The sequence below is a fragment of the Trichococcus shcherbakoviae genome (assembly GCF_963666195.1).
GTDB lineage: Bacteria > Bacillota > Bacilli > Lactobacillales > Aerococcaceae > Trichococcus > Trichococcus shcherbakoviae.
Genome location: NZ_OY762653.1, coordinates 645493 through 669800 on the forward strand (window position 1 = coordinate 645493; position 24308 = coordinate 669800).

Annotated in this window: 17 protein-coding genes and 1 riboswitch; of the genes, 2 read left to right on the plus strand and 15 right to left on the minus strand. The window is 47.5% G+C overall.

The features are described from left to right. Window position 1 precedes the first annotated feature (1 nt). The 15 genes from ACKPBX_RS03045 to coaA form a co-directional block, all read right to left on the minus strand. Window positions 2-1276, minus strand: coding sequence for a tocopherol cyclase family protein (locus ACKPBX_RS03045; protein ID WP_319995954.1), 1275 nt, complete (start codon window positions 1274-1276; stop codon window positions 2-4). Between the two features lie 71 nt (window positions 1277-1347). Further along, a complete protein-coding gene (locus tag ACKPBX_RS03050) occupies window positions 1348-2925 on the minus strand; it encodes a hypothetical protein (protein WP_319995955.1) in 1578 nt (525 codons plus the stop codon). Between the two features lie 415 nt (window positions 2926-3340). Then, entirely contained in the window at window positions 3341-4822 is a 1482-nt protein-coding gene (locus ACKPBX_RS03055) for a glutamate synthase subunit beta (protein WP_319995956.1), read from the minus strand. 14 nt (window positions 4823-4836) lie between these two features. Beyond that, on the minus strand, window positions 4837-9414 hold the full coding sequence (gltB, locus tag ACKPBX_RS03060) for a glutamate synthase large subunit (protein ID WP_319995957.1): 4578 nt from the start codon (window positions 9412-9414) through the stop codon (window positions 4837-4839). Between the two features lie 341 nt (window positions 9415-9755). After that, on the minus strand, window positions 9756-10613 hold the full coding sequence (speB, locus tag ACKPBX_RS03065; protein WP_319995958.1) for an agmatinase: 858 nt from the start codon (window positions 10611-10613) through the stop codon (window positions 9756-9758). A 47-nt stretch (window positions 10614-10660) separates the two neighbouring features. Continuing rightward, the gene (locus tag ACKPBX_RS03070; RefSeq protein WP_200831762.1) at window positions 10661-12202 is read right to left on the minus strand and encodes an aminotransferase class I/II-fold pyridoxal phosphate-dependent enzyme; all 1542 of its coding nucleotides are present in this window, start codon (window positions 12200-12202) and stop codon (window positions 10661-10663) included. An 86-nt stretch (window positions 12203-12288) separates the two neighbouring features. Further along, window positions 12289-12424: riboswitch (SAM riboswitch) on the minus strand. A gap of 411 nt (window positions 12425-12835) precedes the next feature. Then, a complete protein-coding gene (putP, locus tag ACKPBX_RS03075; protein WP_086627227.1) occupies window positions 12836-14389 on the minus strand; it encodes a sodium/proline symporter PutP in 1554 nt (517 codons plus the stop codon). A gap of 149 nt (window positions 14390-14538) precedes the next feature. Then, entirely contained in the window at window positions 14539-15048 is a 510-nt protein-coding gene (locus ACKPBX_RS03080) for a DUF2812 domain-containing protein (protein ID WP_319995959.1), read from the minus strand. Next, window positions 15032-15352: a PadR family transcriptional regulator gene (locus tag ACKPBX_RS03085; protein WP_119093423.1), complete on the minus strand. Its 321-nt coding sequence runs from the start codon at window positions 15350-15352 to the stop codon at window positions 15032-15034. The genes ACKPBX_RS03080 and ACKPBX_RS03085 overlap by 17 nt, the downstream gene beginning before the upstream one ends. Before the next feature lie 162 nt (window positions 15353-15514). After that, on the minus strand, window positions 15515-16456 hold the full coding sequence (locus tag ACKPBX_RS03090; protein WP_319995960.1) for an alpha/beta hydrolase: 942 nt from the start codon (window positions 16454-16456) through the stop codon (window positions 15515-15517). 130 nt (window positions 16457-16586) lie between these two features. Next, window positions 16587-17531 carry an Mn/Fe ABC transporter substrate-binding lipoprotein EfaA gene (locus ACKPBX_RS03095; protein WP_319995961.1) on the minus strand — a complete coding sequence of 315 codons (945 nt, stop codon included), beginning with the start codon at window positions 17529-17531 and terminating at the stop codon, window positions 16587-16589. Beyond that, window positions 17521-18378, minus strand: coding sequence for a metal ABC transporter permease (locus ACKPBX_RS03100; RefSeq protein WP_319995962.1), 858 nt, complete (start codon window positions 18376-18378; stop codon window positions 17521-17523). The genes ACKPBX_RS03095 and ACKPBX_RS03100 overlap by 11 nt, the downstream gene beginning before the upstream one ends. Continuing rightward, a complete protein-coding gene (locus ACKPBX_RS03105) occupies window positions 18368-19117 on the minus strand; it encodes a metal ABC transporter ATP-binding protein (protein ID WP_319995963.1) in 750 nt (249 codons plus the stop codon). Before ACKPBX_RS03105 ends, ACKPBX_RS03100 begins: the two co-directional genes overlap by 11 nt. A 325-nt stretch (window positions 19118-19442) precedes the next feature. After that, window positions 19443-20996 (minus strand): glutamine-hydrolyzing GMP synthase, encoded by a 1554-nt coding sequence (gene guaA / locus ACKPBX_RS03110; RefSeq protein WP_319995964.1) that lies wholly within the window; start codon window positions 20994-20996, stop codon window positions 19443-19445. Between the two features lie 21 nt (window positions 20997-21017). Next, window positions 21018-21941 carry a type I pantothenate kinase gene (coaA, locus tag ACKPBX_RS03115; RefSeq protein WP_119093417.1) on the minus strand — a complete coding sequence of 308 codons (924 nt, stop codon included), beginning with the start codon at window positions 21939-21941 and terminating at the stop codon, window positions 21018-21020. Between the two features lie 392 nt (window positions 21942-22333). Between coaA and mvk the strand changes: the two genes are divergently transcribed. Both mvk and mvaD read left to right on the plus strand, forming a co-directional pair. After that, window positions 22334-23287 (plus strand): mevalonate kinase, encoded by a 954-nt coding sequence (gene mvk, locus ACKPBX_RS03120; protein ID WP_319995965.1) that lies wholly within the window; start codon window positions 22334-22336, stop codon window positions 23285-23287. Continuing rightward, window positions 23280-24287, plus strand: a complete 1008-nt coding sequence (gene mvaD, locus ACKPBX_RS03125; protein ID WP_319995966.1) for a diphosphomevalonate decarboxylase — start codon at window positions 23280-23282, stop codon at window positions 24285-24287. The genes mvk and mvaD overlap by 8 nt, the downstream gene beginning before the upstream one ends. Window positions 24288-24308: the final 21 nt, after the last annotated feature.

Consider the following 24308-nt stretch of genomic DNA (forward strand, 5'->3'; position numbering starts at 1 on the left):
TTTAGCGCACGACTTCGATGCCGGCTACATTCCCGACATCGTGATAATTTTTCCCGGTTTTCTTGTCGCTGAAGTCAACCGTGACGATGCCGGAAAGTCCTTCTTTGATCAACTTATTCATCCCCTGTTCGGTCGGTGCCAGTAAAGCCCCGCCGTGGAGCACTTCCGCACAGATGGTAAGGGAGGCGGAGGCATGGGAAACTTCGATTTCGATGCGGTCATCGGTCAATAATCCCAAAGTGAATTTGCTGCGGTTATAGGTCGCAAATCGGTATTCCTCTCCTTCCACGATAAAGTTGCAGATGAAACCCTCGAATGAGGATCCGCGAAAAGGGATTTTCGCCACCGAGAAGAAAAGGCTGGTGCCCTCGTCCCGGAAATGATTGCACTGGATCCAGACATACTCTTCCGGAAAAGACGTCCCCCAGTCCTTTTCAAGGTAGCCTTTGCCCCCTGTAAAATCGCGGGTCTTGGTTCCAATCGCCACAGTTCCGTCGATGGCGTGATTCATGCTGATGACGCCGTGGTAACATTCCATGTTCGGGATGTAGGCGAAGAAACCCATGATGGATGGCGACACCGGTGTGCGTTTGACCGCTTGGAATGGCCCTAGTTTCAGGATGCCTTCTATCCGGAAATCCTCCTCTTCCAGATGCACACTGACGAGCGTTTCCGAAAAAACGCTGTTGCCGACTTTCAGCACAAATGGCGTTTGGTTGTATTGAAACGCAGACAATGGATAACGGATGTAGCCGGTCCGCAGCTCTTTATCGAGCGCTTCTCCGACATGGACATAGGAATATTGGATGAAACAGTGCGGGTCTTCCTCGGTGATCGAAATGCCGGGAATCAGGCTGAGGACGGTTTTTTCATCTGCTGAAACACTTTTGAAATACCATCCTTCAAAATAGGGACCTTGCTTTTTCAGGTCGCCTTGAAACAAGATCGGATGGGTCACTTTGTTTGCCATGGCGCAGCGCTTCCTTTCGCATGCATTCTTATCTTTACTATGCAACAACACCCCTTGTTCCGTCAATTTTTTGCATTTGCAGGAGAGTCGTTTTTTCGTTTTATCCGGTTGTTTAGCCAATGGTTGTTTTTTGAATGTCAGCTCCGCTGAGAGTGCCCTCATCGGAGAACGGTATTGCGCCAGGGAGCTCAATTCCGACGAGCGAATGTCCGCCGGAGTTGCCTGCGTAGCGGACGGCTGCACTCCGGCGAAGCCGCCGTGGTCGGAGGTGATGATCTTTTTGGATCTTTTCCTCCGGCGAATCAACAGCACCCTCATTCGTGCGCAACAAAAAAGAGCCCACCTTCAAATGAGGCAGACCCTTCTTCCAATTGTACTTATTGTTTGATGATGGATACGACGCGTGCGCCGTCCACTTCTATCGTCACGCTGTCGCCGGCTTTGATGAACGGCAACTGCTTGTCGATGGACACTTTAGCGATATAGATGGTTTCTGCATCGCCTTCCAACGTGAAGTAGTAAGTCGTTTCGCCGTCGATGACGACTGATTCCAAAGCAGTGATGGCACCGCTGATGGTTTCGGTCTCGACGACCTCTTCTTCCTCATCCGTTGTTGTGGAAACAACGCCACCTGTATAGGCGTTCCACGCAGCAGCCAAGGAATTGCCGGTCCCGACTTTCTGATAGTTCGTCGCATTCACAAAGGCGTACATTTTGATCAAGCCGGCATCATCCTTCAAGGATAACTGATAGACTGGCTTGTTTTCCATATTGAACAAAAGCGGGAATGTGCTGATGTAGCCTTTTTCCTGCACCGATCCCTGGGCGCTCTCCATGGCACTCCATTCGGTCGCTGTGCTGATGTTGTAGCGTTTCGATTCCTTGGTCCTGGAATTGACCAGCACAAAGCCGATATTCGATTCATCTGCCGCGACGGAAGTCAAACCGGTATACAGATACAGATCATCATTCAGCACGATGTAATTGTAGCCCTGTGCATTTTGGATGACACCCTTCTTGCTGATGACGCTGTTCAGGTAACCGCCTTGGTATTGCCCGTTGTAATTGATCTGCGTCATCACCATGTTCGCCGGGAACACGCGATCGACCCAATCAGGAACATCGGCAACGCTATAACGCGTGATGTCACCGGAGGAAGCATCCACAACGAAAATACCGACGACTTCCTTAGGCCCCATGAAGCTGAATTTTTTTTCAACGATAGGCGCGATGTAATAGGGATTGCCCTCTTCGTCCAATTCAAAGACCGGATTTTCAAACATTACAGTCGGATAGTTGAAAAAGATATGCCGCGTAATATCATCCCCGAAAAAGCCGGAATGGGAGTAATGAATGTTCTTCTCCAGATTCACCAATTCAGAATCTCCCGTCACCATATCGACGGTCACATAATGCGGAATGCCATCAGCGCGGTTGTTCAACCAGCGGAAAAAGCTGACGTATTCCAATGGCGAAACGCGGACCGAACCGCCTTTATAAGCGATCTGCGTGTATTCCGTGCTAACGTCGAATTGCGAAACCAAATTGAGGACTTCGCCCAGCTTGCGGCTTCCCAGACGCTCCGCCATATCGCGGTCGATCGTTGGTATCTGCGAAGGGTCCGTGATGGTCAGGTCCTCTTCAAAATTGCCTTCTGTATGCGTAATCAAGCTGGCGTAATCTTTGGCCCTGAAAATTTGGGAACCAAAAAGCATCCCACCAATCAAGAAGACAATACTGATTCCAATTATTGCTCCAGAAACTTTGTTGACTTTATCAGCTTTCGACCGATCCAAGACATTCATCAATGCTGCACTTGCGACCAAATACAAAAACATATTCGTCCAAAACTCCGGTGACTGGATCGACACTGGGGTCAACGCCGAATACCAATATCCTAAAAGAACGACTGCTGGTAGGCTATAGGCAATCGCCACACTTTTCCAATTTTTCACAACTCTACACCCTTTCTTTTCCTGTGAATCTTCCTTGATAAATCACTTAAGGATTTGATGCTAGTATTATACCATTTTTTTGAGGTATATTTCGAATTTCAATATATGGGATTATTTAGGCTGTCGGAAAAGATTGGGACTCTGAATCAGCGCTCCGGGCGAATGCAGGAAATGCGGGTTCACCGGAGGACGGCACTCCGGGATGAGCGGCTGCTCCGGCCAGGCGGATGCCCGCCGGAGTTGGCATCCATTTCCGCCTTCCTCCTCCGGCCGCCGCGGCTTCACCGGAGTTCACCCTTTTATCCGATCCCCACCTCCGGCCAAGCGCTCTTGGCTGGAGGTGGGCACTTAATGTTGCCGCGACACAAAAAAACCGAAGCAGCGATTGCCCGCTGCTTCGGTTTTTTAAACTGAATTAGTAGATGTCAGTGTCGCCTGACAAGAAACGGTCCACTTCGCCTGCGGCTAGTTTACCTTCTTGCAAAGCCCACACGACCAAGCTTTGTCCACGGCGCATGTCGCCGCATGTAAAGACTTTTTCCACGTTTGTTTTGTAGTCGGTCTCTGTCGCTTGGATATTGCTGCGCAGATCGCGTTTCAAAGCTAATTCATCCGGAATCGTATCTTCTGGACCGGTGAAGCCCATCGCCAGCAAGACTAAGTCCGCTTTCCAGACTTTTTCGGTTCCTTCGACGGGTACTGGATTCATTCTGCCTAACGCATCACGTTTCCATTCGATCTGTACAGTATGGACAGCCGTAACTTCGCCTGCCTCATTCTTTTCGACTTTCGTCGTGTTGATCTCATAGTTGCGCGGGTCGGAGCCGGTCAAGTAGATCGCTTCTTCTTGGCCGTAGTCCGTTTTCAGCTTTTTAGGCCATTCTGGCCATGGGTTCGTATCTGCATCACGTTTGTCCGGAGCTTGCGGCATGATTTCGAATTGATGCACGCTCTTCGCGCCATGACGGATGGATGTGCCGACACAGTCGGTACCGGTATCCCCACCACCGATTACGATGACGTGTTTGTCTTTGGCAGAGATTTTGCTTTCCTGCGGTTCGCCCGCAAGGATATTTTGTGTGTTTGCAGTCAGGAAATCCATAGCCATGTGCACGCCTTTTGCGTCATTGCCTTCGACATTGATGCCGCGCGCGCGGGTTGCGCCGCCGCACAGAACGACCGCATCATACGTATCAACCAATTCCTGGGCTGTGATGTCTTTGCCGATTTCGGTGTTGCAGACAAATGCCACGCCAGCTTCTTCCAGGATGTCCAATCTTCTTTGGATGATATCCTTGTCCAATTTCATGTTCGGGATACCGTACATCAACAAACCACCCGGACGGTCGCTTCTTTCGAAGACAGTGACCGCATGCCCGACTGAAGTCAAGTAGTGCGCAGTCGCAAGGCCGGCAGGACCGGAGCCGACAACCGCAACGCGTTTGCCGGTAGCCGGAGCTTTAGCCGGTTTTACCCAACCGTTCTGGAAAGCGTGTTCGATGATTTCGTATTCGATGCTGCTGATCGTAACGGGTTCACCGATAAGTCCGACTGTACAAGACCCTTCACAAGGAGCAGGACAGACACGTCCTGTAAATTCCGGAAACGGATTGGTCAAGGATAAACGTTCGTACGCTTCTTTCCATTGACCGCGATACACCATGTCATTCCACTCGGGGATGAGATTGTGCAGAGGGCAACCGGACGCACCGTTCGGCAACATGATGCCTGCTGAACAGAACGGAATGCCACAGCTCATACAACGGGACGCTTGAGTCCGAATTTTTTCTTCTGATGTTTCTTCACGCATCTCGCCCCAATTTTTGATACGGACTTCCGGAGAAATCTTTTCATAATTGGAACGGCTATATTCCTTAAATCCAGTAATTTTTCCCATCTTATCCCTCCTCCTTAGTTTGTCACAACTGGTTTGTAGCGCTCATCAAAGGCATAACGCATTGCGTCTTGACCAGTGATGCCCATCTGGTTCGCTATTTCGATGTTTTCCAGTATGAACTTGTAGTCGTTGGAGATGACCTTAGTGAAGCGGGATTTCATTTGATCCCAGTTAGCCAAGATATTTTGCGCTTTTGGACTTCCCGTAAAGATCATATGCTCCTGCAGCATGCGCTTGATTGTGTCATGCTCTGTGTCATTCAAATCTGTCGTTGCGCTGACCATTTCCATGTTCAGGTTGTCTTCGTCGAAATCAAGGATATAAGCTACCCCGCCCGACATCCCGGCAGCGAAGTTACGACCGGTTTTTCCGATGATCAGAACCGTTCCGCCAGTCATGTATTCACAACCGTGGTCGCCGATTCCTTCAACAACAGTATCCACGCCACTGTTACGGACGCAGAAACGTTCTCCGGCGATTCCGTTGATGTATGCTTTACCACTGGTTGCGCCATAGAAAGCGACGTTACCTGTGATGATGTTTTCTTCAGGTGCGAATGTAGCCTCATTCGGTACGCGCACGATGATTTTACCACCGGACAAGCCTTTACCGATGTAGTCATTTGAATCGCCTTCCAGCGTCAATGTCATCCCTTTCGGAATGAATGCGCCGAAACTTTGTCCTGCCGAGCCCACGAATGTCAATTGGATCGTATCTTCAGGCAAGCCTTCAGCACCATATTTTTTCGATATTTCGCTGCCGATGATGGTTCCGACAACGCGGTCGATGTTCTGGATGGCTGATTTAGCTACGATGCGTTTCTTGGAGTCGATTGCCGGTTTCACGATTCTCAACAGACGACGCATATCCAATGTTTTCTCTAATTCATGGTCTTGCTCCGTCATGTTGTATCTGCCGACATTCGGTGCTGCATATGGTTGGTACAATACGCTGGACAGATCGACTGTCTTCGCTTTCCAATGCTTCACATTTTCTTTCATCTTCAGCTTGTCGCTGCGTCCGACCATTTCATTGATCGTGCGGAAGCCTAATTTCGCCATGATTTCACGCAATTCCTCGGCAACGAACATCATGAAGTTCACGACGTATTCCGGTTTTCCTTGGAAGTTTTTGCGCAATGTTTCATCTTGCGTTGCGATACCCACTGGACATGTGTTCAAGTGGCAGACACGCATCATGACGCAGCCGATAGCCACTAGCGGTGTTGTCGCAAAGCCGAATTCCTCGGCACCCAACATACAGGCGATCGCAACATCGCGGCCAGTCAATAATTTACCATCCGTTTCGACGCGGACACGGTCACGCAATTTGTTCAACACCAAGGTTTGGTGCGCTTCAGCCAAGCCCAGTTCCCACGGCAAGCCGGTATTACGGATGCTGGTTCTTGGTGCTGCACCTGTACCGCCGTCATAACCACTGATCAGGATCGTATCGGCATTTGCTTTCGCAACACCTGCTGCGATCGTACCAACGCCGGCTTCGGAAACCAATTTCACGTTGATGCGCGCATGACGGTTGGCATTCTTCAAGTCGAAGATCAATTCTTTCAAATCTTCGATGGAGTAGATATCGTGATGCGGAGGTGGTGAAATCAGGCCTACACCCGCGATGGAGCCACGTGTTTTAGCGATTTCAGGATACACTTTCGGTCCTGGCAATTGTCCGCCTTCACCCGGTTTTGCACCTTGGGCCATCTTGATTTGAATTTCCTTCGCGTTCACCAAGTAATGGCTCGTAACGCCGAAACGTCCGGAAGCGACTTGTTTGATGGCACTGTTGCGGGAATCTCCGTTTTCATCCAATTCATAACGGCTTGGATCTTCTCCACCTTCACCAGAGTTGCTCATCCCGCCGAGACGGTTCATAGCGATCGCTAAGGTTTGGTGTGCTTCGATACTGATCGATCCGTAAGACATCGCTCCAGTCTTGAAGCGTTTCACGATGCTTTCAGCCGATTCGACTTCTTCGATCGGAATCGCGTCTTGTGCGTTTGGCTTGAATTGCATCAGTTGACGCAGTGTATAAGCCTTCGTATCAGCATTGATTTCGCGAGAGAACTCTTTGTATTGCTCATAGTCCCCTTGGCGAGTCGCTTGCTGCAGTCGGTAGATCGTGCTCGGATTGTACAAGTGTTCTTCACCCATTGCCGAGTATTGGAAATGACCGCCCACTCCAAGCGTTTCGCTGTAAGGCGCTGTAGCTTTATAGGCACTGTCATGACGCATTCTGTTTTCTGTAGCAATTTCCTGCAGACCGATACCTTCGATGCGGGTAGGCGTGCCTGTGAAGTATTTAGCGACAACTTCGCTGTTGACTCCCAATGCTTCAAAAATTTGCGCCCCATGATAACTGCGCATTGTTGAAATACCCATTTTTGTCAATACTTTGGACATACCGTGGACAGCTGCGTGGATGTAGTTCGCTTCCGCTGCCTCAGCATCCAGTCCGTCCAACAAACCTTCTTCAGCAAGTTCGCGGATGGTCGCATAAGTCAAGTAAGGATTGACCGCGTTACAGCCATATCCTACTAATGTACAGTAATGATGCACTTCTCTTGGTTCACCGGATTCCAGCACAAGGCCGACGCTTGTGCGTGTTTCTTCGCGGATCAAGTGATGATGCAGACCGGAAACAGCCAATAAAGCCGGAATGGCTGCCCATTCAGCGTTCACACCACGGTCGGAAAGGACCAAAATGTTGGCGCCTGAGTCAATTGCCTTGTCCGCAGCACTGAAAAGACGTTCCAAAGCTTTTTCCATCCCTTTTGCATCTTCTTCGACGCGGTAAAGCAGGGAAAGCGTGACTGTTTTGAATTTATCGTCCTGCAACGCTTTGATTTTCGCTAATTCAGCATCCGTCAAAATCGGGCTATCCAAGTAGATGGCATGCGTGTCCGCATTATCCGGATCTAAAAGGTTACCGCAATTTCCGACAAGCATGGTATCGGAAGTAACGATTTCCTCACGGATCCCATCAATCGGAGGGTTCGTAACTTGCGCAAATAATTGTTTGAAGTACAGATACAGCATCTGTGGTTTGTCAGATAAGACTGCCAATGGAGAATCGATCCCCATCGCTCCGACTGAATCGCCACCTGTGACGGCCATCGGTTTGATCAGTAACTGGATGTCCTCGAACGTATAACCGAAAGCTTTCTGTTGGTGAAGCAATTCTTCAGGTTCAACCGTTGCGGTCAACGGAGCTGGCGCAAAGTCCTTCATCTTGGAAATGTGCTTCTCAGCCCATTCTCCGTAAGGTTGTTTAGCAGCTACAGTTTCTTTGATTTCTTCATCCGAGATGATACGTTTTTGCTTCGTATCAATCAACAGCATCTTGCCTGGCTCCAGACGGCCTTTATAGGCTACATCTTCCGGACGCACATTCACGACACCTACTTCGGATGAAAGGATTACGCGATCATCTTTCGTCACATAGTAACGGGATGGACGCAAACCGTTTCTATCCAACACGGCTCCGACGATTTCGCCATCCGTGAAGCCCATTGCTGCAGGGCCATCCCATGGTTCCATCAGGAAGTTGTTGAAGTTATAGAAATCTTTTTTGGATTTCGACATTGTTTTGTTCTTTTCCCAAGGCTCAGGAACCATCATCATGACAGCTTCCGGCAAGGAGCGGCCGTTCAGATACAAGAATTCCAGATTGTTGTCGAACTGGGAAGAGTCACTCCCTGTTTCGTCGACGATCGGATAGATCTTTTCGCTGGCATCCAACAGATCCTGGGACATGCTGCCTTGACGGGCGCGCATCCAATTGATGTTTCCGCGGATTGTGTTGATTTCGCCATTGTGGATCAAGTAACGGTTTGGATGGGCTCTTTCCCAGCTCGGGAAGGTATTCGTACTGAAACGGGAATGGACCATCGCCAAAGCGGATGTGAAGTCCAAATCAGTCAAATCAAGATAGAAGCTGCGCAATTGTTCTGCAGTCAACATCCCTTTGTAGACGATCGTTTTCGAAGAGAAACTGGCAAAATAGAACGAGCCACCTCTTTTTTCGCTCATCGGCACGATTTGTTTTTCGGATAATTTACGGATGACGAACAATTTGCGTTCGAAATCCATCTCAGTCATATCAGGGTTTCCTTTACCGACAAAGACCTGGATGAAACGCGGAATAGCTGCTTTTGCAGTCACACCGATTTCGGAGCTGTCGATCGGAACCTCACGCCAACCCAACACTTTTTGACCTTCGGAAGTGATGATCTCTTCCACCATTCTCATTTGTTCGTGACGTAGATCTTCGTATTTATGGGCAAAGAGCATCCCTACTCCATAATCACCTTTTTTAGGCAAATGGATTCCCAGGACGTCGCACTCCCTGCTGAAAAAATGATGAGGAATCTGCACCATGATACCTGCTCCGTCACCTGTTTTGGCATCAGCGCCGGAAGCACCCCTATGCTCCATGTTTTCCAATAAATCCAACGCATCAGAGACTAATTTATAAGAGCCATTACCATTGATATCAACGACAAATCCCATACCGCATGCATCATGCTCGTAGGCGGGATCATACATTCCTTGTTTTTTTGGAGGAGTGTAACTATTCATTTCGGCGTCCCTACTTTCTATTATGTTATTCTGATATTATAATCAAACTCTAATTTAAATACAATCCATTTTCATTCATTTTTTCACAATTAGTTGCATCTTTTTTTTGATAGTAACAATATTAACTTTGGAAAAAACATTTGATATAACACAATTATACAACCTGACGACCGGTTACTGACTTGTGATAGATTTCATAACATCACCATGTAAATAATTACCGTTTTCATTACTTTTTAATGCAAGATGCCTTCATCATGACATTCTGATAGAAAATAGCTGATTTTTATTAAAAAATACCCGACCTTGATTATTTTTAAGGTCGGGTAATTGATTTTGTTCTATTTAGTAAGTGTCAACAGCATTTCTCTGACGGTCTTGCAGGCCATAGCAGTCGAAGCACCTGACGGATCGTATTGCGGAGAAAGCTCCACGACGTCGGCTGAAACGATCTGGTTCAAGTCCTGCAACGCAGCGATACACGCCAATAATTCCTTGTAGGTGATTCCACCCGGCTCAGGTGTGCCTGTTCCAGGGAAAGTGCCTGGGTCCAATACATCCAGATCGATTGTCACATAAACGGGAACATCCTTCAATTGCTGCACTATCTTCGGCAACGTATCGATGGTGAATTTCTCCATATAAGTGTGCTCTTTCGCCCATTCAAATTCTTCCTTCAAACCGGAACGGATGCCGAATTGGAAAATGCGGCCGTCTCCCAGGAAGTCGAAGCAGCGGCGGATGACCGAAGCATGAGACAAGGATTCTCCCATGTAGTCTTCACGCAAATCTGTATGGGCATCGATATGGATGACATGCAGATCTGGGTATTTTTCATAGGCAGACTCGATGGTGGGCAGGCTCACGAGGTGCTCGCCGCCGACCATCAGAAATTTCTTGCCATTGTCCAATATTTCTTTTGTATAGGTTGCAATATCGCTCAATACGCGCTCTGTGTTGCCGAAAGGCAGATCCAGATCTCCGCCATCATGGATGGCTTCTTCTTCCAGATCACGATCCAAATAAGGGGAATAACTTTCCAAGCCGAATGAATCTTGGCGGATCGCCTGCATGGCAAAACGCGTGCCTGGCCGGAAACTGGTTGTTCCATCGAATGGGATCCCGAATAATACGGTAGATGCTTCTTCAAATGAAGATTCGCAGCCGATAAAGGTCTGGATGTTCATGTTATTTTTCACTTTCTGCCGTCCTCCAACTGTATGCTATTTATTGTTGATTCGATTAATTAGTCTTTCAGGACTTTGATCTGATGAGGCATTTTTTCCTCAGTCAGTACATTGCCTAAGGTTTCATTGTAGTAGTGGTAATGCTGCACGACTGCCTCAGAAATCACTTCACCAGGGATGATCAATGGAATTCCTGGCGGGTAGATCATGATCGAGTCGGCACTGATGCGGCCGATCGCGTCGTCGATGCTGACAACTTCATTGTCGGCATAAAAGGCGTCGCGCGGGCTGCAAGCCAATTCGTTGATGCTGCAAGTCATCACGTGCGCATCGAAATGTTGGCTTTCTTTTTTGTAGCGTCTGCGGACATCCATCAAGGCATCAACCAGTCTTCCGATTGATTCGCGCGTATCTGCTGTGCTGATGACTGCCATCACGACGTAGCCTTCAGCCAGCTCCAATTGGATGCCATATTCTTCCTTCATGATCGTGTAGACTTCGAAGCCGGTCAGGCCGATATCATTTACACGGATCACTAATTTAGTCCAGTCATAAGTTTGGTAGAATTTATCTTTGATGTAGTCGGATTTCAATACTTCATAGTCGCCGAATGCTTCGATCGCTTCAATCGCTTCGCTGACGATCGGGCGCAATTTCTTGTAGCGGTCTTTGCCGTACATCGCCAATTCGCTGCGTGCAGCATCGATGGAGCTCATCAACAAGTAATTCGCGCTGGTCGATTGCAGCATGTTCAGCACTTTTTGTAATTTTGTAGCGGAAATGCGATCCCCTTGCATCACCATCAAGGAACTTTGCGTCAAGGATCCGCCGGTTTTGTGCATGGAATAAGTCACCGCATCGGCTCCTGCTTTCATCGGATCCTTCATTTTTCCAGGCATGAACGGCAAATGCGCTCCGTGCGCACTGTCGACGATGACCACAACACCGCGTTCGTGCGCGATATCACAGATCGTTTCCAAATCGTTCAAAGAACCGAAATAAGTCGGATAAGTGACCAAAAGAGCTTTCGCTTTAGGATTTTCATCCAAGCCTTTGATGATGCGTTCCACGGAGATGCCATGGGAAATTCCGAAGGCCAAATCCATTTCGGGCTGGATGAAGATCGGCTTTGCGCCGCTCAGGATCAACCCGTTCATTACTGATTTATGGCAGTTGCGGGGAACCAAGATTGTATCGTTCGGTCCCACAACGCTCATGATCATCGCTTGTATGCCAACTGTCGTGCCGTTCACCAAGAAAAAGGCTTGATCGGCATTGTATGCTTTTGCAGCCAATTCTTGTGCTTCTTTTATGACGGATTGCGGATGACTCAACAAGTCCAATTCTTTCATGGAGTTGACATCCATCTGCATCGTCATATCACCGACTGCCATTTTAAATGGCGTCATCTGCGCACCCATTTTATGTCCAGGGACATCGAAAGGCGTAACGTCCTGTTTCGCATATTTAACAAGCGCTTCGAAAAGCGGCATTTTGATATGTGTAATATTTTTTGCTTTAACGTTAGAAATTTGGTAAGTAATTTTATCGGAATGACCTTCCAAATAAGTGTCTGAATTGAATAAAACCTTTTCAGCCAAATAGATTTCCCCCTTTGATATAAAAAATGGGCATAAAAAAAGCTCTCCAACCAAAGGAAAGCTTCGATATCTATCAGCTGCTTTTCCTCTTATTGCTCATAGGACTTGGATAATCCTACGCTCAGGTTGGGCACCCAATATCAATCTGTACTGAAAAAAAATTAGATTGATTGGTTTGCCACCGTATCTTCGACCCCTCGTCTCAACGGCTATTAATAAGAGATATTCAATTTATGCAAGCTAAATTCTATACAAATATACTGTATATGTCAATGATTTTGGACATAAATTTATATTTTTTTTCAAACGGTTTTTCCGAACGATACTTTAACAGTTGTTTCGCAACATTCATGAATCACTGTGAACGCCCTCGTATTCTGAAAAAGTTGTATTCGCCTTTCCTATATTCCTGCTCCGGCGAGAAGATCCTCACCGGAGTTGAAGGTCGATTTCTCCCCTGTCCTCCGGCGAACCTCACCTCGTCGGAGTTGCGGTCCGGATTTCTGTTGGCCTCCGGTGAAAACCCGATTCACCGGAGATCAGGTCTGGTTATCGGATTTTACTTGCACACCCGGCACTACGCCATAAAAAAACACAACCCGTATGGATTGTGTTTCTTTATGCGCACTATTTTTAGGCTTTCGACTGGCTTTTCACCATTTCGAACTCCTCTTCCATCGCAGCGGACGGTTTTTCCCCGATCAAGGAGAAGATCACGATTGCCACGCAGGAAAGGATGAATGCCGGCAACAGTTCGTAGATGCCGAACACGCCGCCAATCGGTTTAATCAGAAGTTTCCAGATGAAAACAGCGATTCCGCCTGTCATCATACCGGCGATAGCGCCTTGACGCGTTGTTTTTTTCCAGAATAAGGAGAACAGCATCAACGGTCCGAATGTCGCACCGAAGCCCGCCCAGGCGAAAGATACGATCGTGAAGATGACGGAGTTCTCATCCAATGCGATGATGATGCCTACGATTGCCAAAACAATCAAGATCATCCGCGTCATTGCCATGATTTGCTGATCGGATGCATCCTTGCGCAATACGCCTTTGTAGATATTTTTTGAAAAAGCACTTGCGGCAATCAGCAGATATGAATCCGCAGAACTGATAGTAGCTGCCAAAATGCCTGACATGACGATTCCGGCCAATAGCGGCGGGAACAACAGTGTCGCCATTTCGATGAAAATTGTTTCCGAAGTTGCTGCTGTCGTCAACGCCATCGGGAACATCGCGCGCCCGATCAGACCGATCAGGACGGCAGCGGTCAAGGAAAGGGTCGACCAAATGATGCCGATGCGGCGTGATTGTTTGATATCTTCAGCAGAACGGATAGCCATAAAACGCAACAACACTTGCGGCATACCAAAATAGCCGAGACCCCAAGCCATGCTGGAAGCAATTGTGATCAGCCCGTATTTGCCTGCAGGTCCAAAGGCAGCCATCGCGCCGTCAGCCTGTTGCACCCCATCGACCAATGTCGGTGTCGCGATACCGAAGAAATCCAAAAATCCGGGGATGCCTTTCAGGTTATCGATGACCGCTCCCGGACCCCCTGCATGCAATACGCCTCCGACCAAAACTACAGCCAAAGCCGCAATCATGATGATGCCCTGCATAAAGTCGGAGACACTCTCCGCCAAAAATCCGCCGATGAACGTGTAGAACACGACGAACACCGCTCCGGCAATCATCACAGGGATGTAAGGCACTTCGAACAAGGTTGCGAAGAGCTTGCCTACCGTCACAAAACAGCTGGCTGCATAGACGGAAAAGAAGACGAAAATGAACGTCGATGATACCGTCAAAATAACGCGCTTGTCCTCATGGAATCGATTGCTGAAGAATTCCGGCAACGTGATTGCTTCCGCTGATTCGGAATAATGACGCAACCGTTTTGAGACGATGATCCAGTTCAGCGCTGTTCCCAGTGCCAAGCCGATTGCTGTCCAGAATGCGTCTGACAATCCTGACCAATAAGCTACGCCCGGAAGTCCCATCAAGAGCCAACCGCTCATGTCCGAAGCTCCCGCACTGATTGCGGCGACCCAAGGGCCCAGACTGCGTCCGCCCAAGAAGAAATTATCGGAACTTTCGTTCGACCGCTTGTAGTAATAAAAACCGATACCGATGATGATCGACATATAGCCTGCCATCGCCATAAAAATTAATGCTTTATCCATAATTACCCTCCAAAATAAATAATGACATGTTTCTTCATTCTAATTTAATTAAAATTTAATGAATGCACTACGCCATCATAGCACAAGAGTAAAATTGTAAGCAACCTTATTTTCAGGATAAGCAGGAATCGGTCTCTGTCAAACAATCATCAAGTCAAATTATGGAGCTCGTCGATTTTCTTGCTGCATGCCATAGCCTGCTTCAGGAAAACCAATGCAAGCATTGTCAAAAGCAAAGACATGAATAGGAGCATCGGCTCCTTTGTTTGGATTGAATTGTACCACTGCGGGATGGAAAGCAGGAATTCCACAATGGCCAATCGGATAAATATCTTACGGATGCGTTCGAATTGTTTGATTTGGCTTTCCGGATCCGTATACAATTCAAAGTTCCCTTTTTTCCGGAAGATTGCCCATATTCCCCAAGTCTGCACAAGTTCCCCGCCGGAGTCACGTATCAGATCGTAAAGTTCATTGCGTTGCTCGACCGTCTTATCGCTGATCAGATCCACCCGGTAGGTATATTCCCCCGGCTGGCATTTTTCGAAAGTATACAATCCCAAGAAAAAACGTTTCATGGCGTAGCCTTTTGCGGACATCTCATTCAGGAATGCTTCTTCCTTATCTTTGTCGTAGTAGAGCCTAAATTTTTTCATCATTTTCCATCGCCTTTCTGCCGTTTTCGAAAAGTTCGCCCAGTCTGGCGATTTCCTCATTCAGAACTTCTTTTCCAAGTGCCGTGATCAGATATTCCTTCTTTTTGCGGGATTGGTCGTCCTGGCTGTGCAACATGATCCATTTTTTCTCCAACAGCGTATTCAATGCGCCATACAGCGTACCTGCTCCCAGAGCGACCCTGCCCTTCGTCAGCTCCTCAACCTGTTGCATGATGCCGTAACCGTGGTTCGGCTGCAGCAAAGAAAGCAGGATGTAAAACATCGATTCCGTCAGTGGTGCCCCCATCACATATCTCCCCTTCCGATATATCATGTATCGTTATATATAATATATCGCCTCCCGATGTATTTGTCAACGAATTACCTCCTAACACATATAAATAAAAAAAAACTTACCTGGTTTCTCCAATTCCGGAAAAATCAGGCAAGCTTAAAATTTTTATGCCGATCAAAGAGATTCCAAACGAGCAAAAATCCACTCGATTATGTCTTGCGCTACTTCATCTTTGTTCGTCTCGTTCAGCAGTTCATGGCGGGCACCCTCATATAGTTTGCAGCTTACATTCAGAAGGCCAGCTTGTTGATAAACCCTGCATATCTGGACAATGCCTTTTCCGGCCTTGCCTCCAACCGGATCGGCGGTGCCTGAAATGAAGTGCAGCGGCAGGTCTTTCGGTGTCGATTGGATATTCGTAGCATCATTCATGTCCAGCAATCCGCTGAAGAAATCATGGAAATAACCGGCCGAACCGATCTTTCCGCGCAACGGATCCGCCAGAAATTTATCCACTTCCACTGGGTCCCGGCTGATCCAATCCAAATCCGTCCGAGCGGGCTTGAAACCCCGGTTGAAGTTCTGGAAGACCAGTTTGTCCAGCAAACGACTTGGATGGGCGCGACCATTTCTTTTGATTTCCGAAACTGCCACGACTGTCCCAAGTTTCAGCAAGGCATTCGAAAACACACCTGAACCTGACAGAATTGCGCCAGCAAGATCTCCCCCGTACAGTTGGATGTAGCGTCTGGTCAACATCGAGCCCATGCTGTGACCAAACAAGAACAGCGGAATGTCGGGATTTTCTGTTTGGATGATTTCAGTCAGCGCGCGCATATCCGCGACGACCTTATCGAATCCAGCCTCATCCGCAAAACAGATTGCTTCGCCTAAATTCCTGTTCGTTTTGCCATGGCCACGATGATCATTTCCGTAGACGACTATCCCTGCTTCCGCCAGTTTGCTTGCAAAAGCATCATAGCGTCCGATATGTTCTGCGTAACCATGCGCAAGTTGGACGGCAGCTTTCGGTTTCTGAAGACCTTCCGGCGACCATTTCATCGCGAAAATTTCCGTTCCGTCGGTTGATGGAAAAGTGAATGATGCTGCTGTCATGTGCGGACCCCGCTTCTGGTATCAGGTTATACAATTGTTTACTGAACATGGATAACGATATCCTTTTCTCCAATTTAGCGATACCGGTTCAAATTGTCAAGCACCACAACAGCAGGATAACGAATCGCTTTTACTGACTCAATCCTTCATGAATCTTTTCTACATTCCATTTCATCATGTCATAATAACTGTCGCCGTCTTCCCCTTGCTTCGCGATGGAATCCGTGAACAGATTGCTGTAAACGGGAAGATCCACCTCATTTGATAATCGTTCCATGCTTCTGTGATCGACACTCGTCTCCACAAAGAGAACCGGAACTTCAGAATCTCGGACTTTTTCAATGATTTGCTTCATCTGATCAGGCGTGCCTTGACTTTCGGTATTGATTTCCCAAATATAGGCGGCTTGTAATCCGTAAGCTTGGGAGAAATATTTGAAAGCTCCTTCGCTTGTCACCAAAAGCTTCTTTTCCTCGGGGATATCAGCAAATTCTTTTTTTGCTTGGCTGTCCAGTTCCGTCAAATCGGCAATGTAAGCTTCCGCATTTTTTTCATAGGCTACTTTATTTTCAGGATCTTTTTCGCTCATGACACGAGAGATTTCGGTGATGTACTGAATGCCGTTTGAAATGTCCAACCAGGCATGCGGATCTTGCTGCGAGCTGTTTCCTGTCAGATAGATTGGTTCGACATTTTTACTGACAACGAAGTAGTCCTCATCTTCTGCTTTACCCGCAGTTTCCATCAATTTATCAAACCAGCCATTGCCTGTTTCCAAATTCAAGCCGTTGTAGAACACGACATCTGCCTCGCTGGCTTTTCGGATGTCTTCCGGCAGGGGTTCGTATTCGTGCGGGTCGGTCCCGACAGGCACGATACTGTGCGCATCGATCAGATCCCCTCCAATTTTTTCTACCATGTCGCCGATAATGGAATTGGTTGAGACCACTTTAAGCTTGGTTTCAGTTGTTTCTGGTGCAGCCGCACTTCCTTTACCATCATCCGGAGAATTTCCGCATCCTCCCAAAACACCTACAAACAGCACTGCAGCAAGCAACAATAATTTATTCTTCATAACGTAAATTCTCCTTTCTTAATTGACCGATAAGGCCCTTCTTCGGTGCAAAAATAAATGCCACAATGAAAAACATAGCCGCTGCCATGACGATCGTCGCCCCGGACGGCAAGTTATAACTGTAGCTGAAGTAAAGCCCTACGATAGAGCTGAGGGTTCCAAATACTGTCGACAGGACAATCATGACAAGCAATTTATCGGTCAGTTGGTAGGCAGTCGCAGCCGGGGTGATCAGCATTGCGATCACCAAAATCGTCCCGACTGTTTGCAGCGAAGTCACCGCCACAAGCGTCAGCAAAAACATTAACCCATAATTGATTGCACTGATATTCCAACCATATGATTTTGCAATCGTCGGCGCAAAAGAAGTCAGTTTTAATTGTTTATAGAATAGCGGCACTGAGATCAAGACGATAATAAGCACAGCGGCTGTCAACAACATGTCAGAATCCCGGACAGCAAGAACATTCCCGAAGAGGATATGATACAAATCCGTGGAACTTCTGGCGAAGGAAATCAAGATGATCCCTAGAGCAAAAAATGCGCTGAAGACGATGCCGATTGCCGTATCGTTTTTTAAACGACTGTGTTTCGTGACAAAACCAATGAGAGCGGCCGACGCCATCCCAAAAACCGTGGCACCGATGATATAACTGCTCCCCAGCATGTAAGATAGAGCCACTCCCGGTAATACTGCGTGCGAGATGGCATCCCCCATTAAAGACATCCCTCGCAGAATGATGAAGCAACCGATGATTCCGGCAGATATCCCAACCATAACGGAAGTGATCAAAGCGTTCTGCAGGAATTGGAAATCCAAGAGTCCTTGAATAAAATCATTTAACATTTGTTCCACCCCCTAGACTGATCATTTCGGAAATTGCTTCCCCATAAGCCCTCCCCATATTATTGGCAGTAAACACCTCAGATACAGGACCATTGGCAACCACTTCTTTATTGATCAGGACAATATTATCAAAATATGACTGTACTTTATGCAGATCATGATGCACGATCACGATTGATTTGCCTTCATCTCGGAGTTGTTTCAAGAGCTCAATGATGATTTTCTCGCTGGTAGCATCGATCCCGGCAAAAGGTTCGTCAAGCAGCAACCATTCAGCTTCCTGTGCCAACGCCCGTGCAATGAACACGCGCTGCAGCTGTCCACCGGATAATTCACTGATGTGCCGATCTTTAAAAGCTGCCATTCCGACTTTCTCTAAAGATTTTAAAGCCAAATCCTTCTCTTTTTGCTTCGGTCTTTGGAAAAAGCCTAAATTTGCATAGGTGCCAAAAAGTACGGTTCCGAAAACATCTATCGGAAATGAGAGATCGATTTCTTGTCTCTGTTCGACATAGGCTATCTTGTTTATCATTTCCTTCAGTGGTTTGCCGTAAAGACTTACTGCTCCAGTATTTAACGGCGTCAAGCCCATGATCCCTTTCAATAAGGTTGATTTCCCGGCTCCATTTGGTCCTACGATCCCTGTTAATTTGTTCGGCTCAAACGCAAGCGTTGCATTTTTGATTGCAGACTGCCCTTGATAGGCTATGTTCATATTCTGGATTATTAAATTTTCCATGATGCGTCGATCCCTTCTCGTTTTTATTTTCCTGTCTCTGAATTTGTGTTGAGCATTCCACAGGCCATAAGGTTCAATTAAACATATTATTAGGCACGCCTAACTTTTTGTTTAAGTTTAGCTTATTTAATCCAAGTAAGCAAGTGTTTCGCATTTCTAACAGACTTTCTCAGTAGCTGCTTTCTATGAACGCAAAAAAATCACCTTTTTAGGTCATATACATGAATGAAGGTCATTCATACAACAACTTAAAAAGATGATTTCTGTTTTATTGCACTATACAGCCCGTCAAATTAATATTTGCAAGGTTCTATATGTGAAAAGTTTACTCCCACTCGATGGTCGATGGTGGCTTGCTCGTAATGTCGTACACTATGCGGTTGACGTGCTTCACTTCATTTACGATGCGTCGGGAAATTTTGTCCAACACTTCGTAAGGGATGCGAGCCCAGTCGGACGTCATGCCATCGATCGATGTCACGGCGCGGATACCGATTGTGTAATCATACGTGCGGCCGTCGCCCATTACGCCTACGCTGCGGAAGCCTGGCAGGACAGTGAAATATTGCCATACATCGCGGTCCAAACCAGCATTCGCGATTTCTTCGCGCAGGATGTAGTCTGATTCGCGGACGATCTCCAATTTTTCTTCGGTGATTTCGCCGATGACGCGGATACCCAAACCAGGGCCCGGGAATGGTTGACGCCAAACGATGCTGTCAGGCATGCCAAGTTGTGTTCCCAATTCGCGGACTTCGTCTTTGAACAATGTGTTCAATGGTTCGATCAATTTGAATTGCATATCTTCAGGCAGTCCGCCTACGTTGTGGTGGGACTTGATTGTTTGGGCAGTCTCCGTTCCACTTTCGATCACGTCGGTGTAAAGCGTTCCTTGCGCCAAGAAGTCGATGCCTTGTAATTTCGTAGCTTCATCGTCGAATACGTAAACGAATTCGTTACCGATGATTTTACGTTTTTGTTCCGGATCGCTGACGCCTGCCAGTTTGTCCATGAAACGTTTTTTCGCATCAACGCGGATGATGTTCAAGCCGAATTTGCCTACAAGGCTTTCCATAACTTGATCGCCTTCGCCTTTGCGCAACAGGCCGTGGTCAACAAAGATACAAGTCAATTGCGAGCCGATCGCTTTGTGCAGCAACACGCCGACTACGCTTGAATCAACCCCGCCGGACAGTCCCAACAAGACTTTTTTGTCGCCGACAGTTTCTCTGATTTTTTTGGTTTCGATTTCGATGAAGTTGGCGATTGACCAGTTGCCTGAGCAGCCGCAGACTTCGAAGGCGAAGTTTTTCAGCATCTCATTGCCGTGTACAGAGTGCTGTACTTCCGGATGGAATTGGACGCCGTAGAAGTTTTCTGCTGTATTGGCGAAGGCTGCAACAGGACAGTTGTCGTTTGTAGCAGTCACTTTGAAGCCAGCAGGGATTTCAGTGATTTTGTCACCATGGCTCATCCAGACAGTCTCGATGTCGGAAAGGCCTTTGAACATTGGCGTATCCAAATCAGGGATTTGGATGTCGGAACGTCCGTATTCTCTTTCATCAGCAGGAATGACTTTTCCGCCGAAATGGTCGGTCATCAATTGCATGCCGTAGCAAATTCCCAATACAGGGATGCCCAAAGCGAAAATAGCCGGATCGACTTTGAAAGCGTCGTCTTCATAGACGCTGTTCGGGCCGCCAGAGAATATAACCCCTTTGACGTTCCCCATCGCTTTGATATCTTCAGCAGTTGTGCGGTGTGAAACCAACTCTGAGAATACGCCGAATTCACGGATGCGTCGTGTAATCAATTGGTTGTATTGACTACCGAAATCCAGTACGACGATTTTTTCCAACTCGGTAAATTGCTCTATCATCTAATAATCTCTCCAATTTCTTTAATATTTTTTTATGTACAATTCATCAATAAAGTGATTTGTTGTTTTGTGAATCACTAAATTTGCCCGTGTGATCGTGGGATAGATATACTCCCGAAGGTTTTTGAGGTTGACCCTTTTCCAGACGCCTCTGGCCATCTCGATGGCATCCTCACGTTTGCCGATTGCATAGTTGTAGTAATAATTGTCCGGTTGATCGATTGCCAGGTCCATCAGCATTTCGAAACGTTCGATGTACCATTTTTCGATCATCTCTTCCTCGGCATCCACATAGATGGAAAAGTCAAAGAAGTCGCTGACGTAAATCTGTTGATTGCTCGGCAACTGCAGCACATTGATCCCTTCCACGATCAGGATATCCGGATGATTCACTTCCTCATAATCGCCAGGGACGATATCATAGATCCGGTGGGAATAAACCGGAAACCGGACATTCGGCTTGCCTGTCTTCACATCCAAAAGGAATTGCACCAAATTTTCCATATCATAGCTTTCCGGGAATCCTTTGCGATCCATGATGTTGCGTTCCCTTAATACCCGGTTCGGATACAGGAAACCATCCGTCGTCACCAATTCGACTGCTTTTGTAGGATAGGCCCGTTTCAAAAGATTCTGCAGGACACGTGCTGTCGTACTTTTCCCGACTGCGACGCTACCCGTAACACCGATGATGAGCGGAGACGGTTCATAGGATCTGCCAAGAAATCTGCTTTTATCCCTCTGAAGATTCCGGTACTGTTGCAAGTAAATATCGAACATATGCACCAAAGGCACATAGACATCCTTAACATCTTCCAATGAAAGCCTATCATTCAATGATGTCAATTCCTTCAGTTCCTCTTCCGTGATTGTCGGAATGGAATCTTGATGAAAAGTTTGCCATTCTTCACGATGGATTTCGTAGTAGTTTCTATCTTCTATCATAGCTTTTCCCTTCTGGAAATAATCAAACTTTTGGTAATTGTATCACACTTTTCTGAAAATTTAACCCCCATCAAATACGAACATTTAATTTTAATTGAAACCTAATCTTTGCATTCTGCGGCAGGATAGCTTTTTAAGTTTCCGTAAAATCCCAAAGATTTGATTTACTTTGCATTTTTGCTCCGATACAATGAAAATGATGAAAGAAAATAGCGAAAAATATGTGCTGAATTTGTCAAAATTTATTTAAAAAAGAATTTAAAAGCGAATGATCCGGCGAAATCATGCCGATTTGCAAAATCCATGTACAGCAAGCATAATAGAAGACGCGTAAGAATCAGCGACAGTACGACTTTTCCGCTTGATTCATAACCAGTAAAGGACGATCCTATATGATAAAAACTCGTTGCTCAACCGGCAAATCTCACGGCAAAATCATCCTGATGGGTGAACATGCTGTCGTCCACGGGGAGCCATCCATTGCACTGCCCTTTCCGGCAGTCGAAATGACCGCGACCGTATGCGAAGCGGAAGGTCCCTTGACCATTGATTGTTCCTATTATAACGGCATCGCTGCAGAAATGCCTGAAATCTTGGAAAGCATGCGGACAGCCATCCAATCGGCATTGGCCGAACTGCAGGTATCGGACGAAAACCTAGCGATTTCGCTCGCGAGCACCATACCGGCTGAAAGAGGCATGGGTTCCAGCGCTGCCGTGTCAGTGGCCTTGACCCGCGCCCTTTTCGCCTACTTCGATAAACCGTTGGACCAAGCGACCTTGCTCCGGCTCGTCAACATATCCGAAAAGGTCGCACACGGAAACCCAAGCGGCCTGGATGCCGCCACGGCAAGCGGCGAGGCACCGCTATTTTACATCAAAGGCCAGCCTTTCGAAGCTTTCCCTTTGAACCTGAAGGCTTACATGATTGTCGGCGATACCGGCGTGACCGGCCAAACAAAGGAAGCGGTAGCCAGCATCGCCATGAAACTGAACGGAGCAAATCCGCAACCTTACCGAGACGCCATCACCCGTTTGGGCGGTCTTGCTCAAACGGCGAAGTCCGCGATCGAAGCGAATGATCCGCAACAATTGGGGCAATTGATGAACCAAGCCCATGAGGTGTTGTCTTTTCTGGAAGTATCCAGTCCTGATCTGGACAGACTCGTATCAGCCGCCCTTTCGGCAGGAGCACTGGGCGCCAAACTGACAGGCGGCGGACGCGGCGGTTGCATGATCGCATTGGCGAGTACCCGCTCCGAAGCGGAAAAAGTGGAAGAAGCTATACGCCAAGCCGGGGCAATCCGGACTTGGATCTATCAAATGGGAGGAAATGAAGATGCCTAAGAAAGCTTATGTCCGAGCGCATACCAACATCGCGCTGATCAAATATTGGGGGAAGCGGGATGAAACCGACTTTCTTCCTATGAACAGCAGCCTTTCCCTGACCTTGGACAAACTCTACACGGATACGATGGTCGTCTTCGATGAAGCCCTCCCGAAGGATTCCTTCTATCTGAACGGCGAGAAGCAAGGCGAAAAAGAGACGCAAAAAATATCCAACTTCCTTGATCTGTTCCGTGAAGAAAAAAACACAGCCATGCGTGCACGCGTTGAAAGCATCAACCATGTCCCTACCGCAGCCGGATTGGCATCCTCCGCCTCCGCCTTCGCTGCTTTGGCAGGAGCTGCCAACTTGGCCTTGGGTCTTGATTTGGATCCGCAGCGATTGTCAACCTTCGCAAGACGCGGAAGCGGCAGTGCGACGCGCAGCATCTACGGCGGTTTTGTGGAATGGGATATGGGTACTTGTTCCGATGATTCCTTCGCGGTACCGGTCGACGATGCCGGCTGGGATATCGGCATGGTCATCGTTGCGGTCAACCAGAAAGCGAAGGAAGTCTCCAGCCGCATCGGAATGAAGCGGACTGTCGAGACTTCGCCCTTCTATCCCGCTTGGGTGGAATCGGCGAAAAGAGATATCCTGGACATCAAAGCAGCCATCGCCGCGAAGGATTTCATCCGCTTGGGTGAAATCACCGAAGCGAATGGCATGAAGATGCACGGAACCATGTTGGGTGCGGAACCGCCTTTTTCCTATTGGGAACCGGACAGCATCGTCGCCATCAAGACCGCTCAGGCTTTGCGCAAGCAAGGCATTGCCTGTTATGTCACAATGGATGCCGGTCCGAATGTGAAGGTGCTGTGCCGCCTTTCGCAAGCCGAAACGATAAAAGAAGCGTTGTTGGAGCATTTCACAGAGGATAAATTGATCATCACCAAGCCCGGAAAAGGAATACGGGAATTGACTGCAGCCGAACGCGCTGTCTACAATTGGAACGATTAATCAGGAATAGAGAGGGTTGAA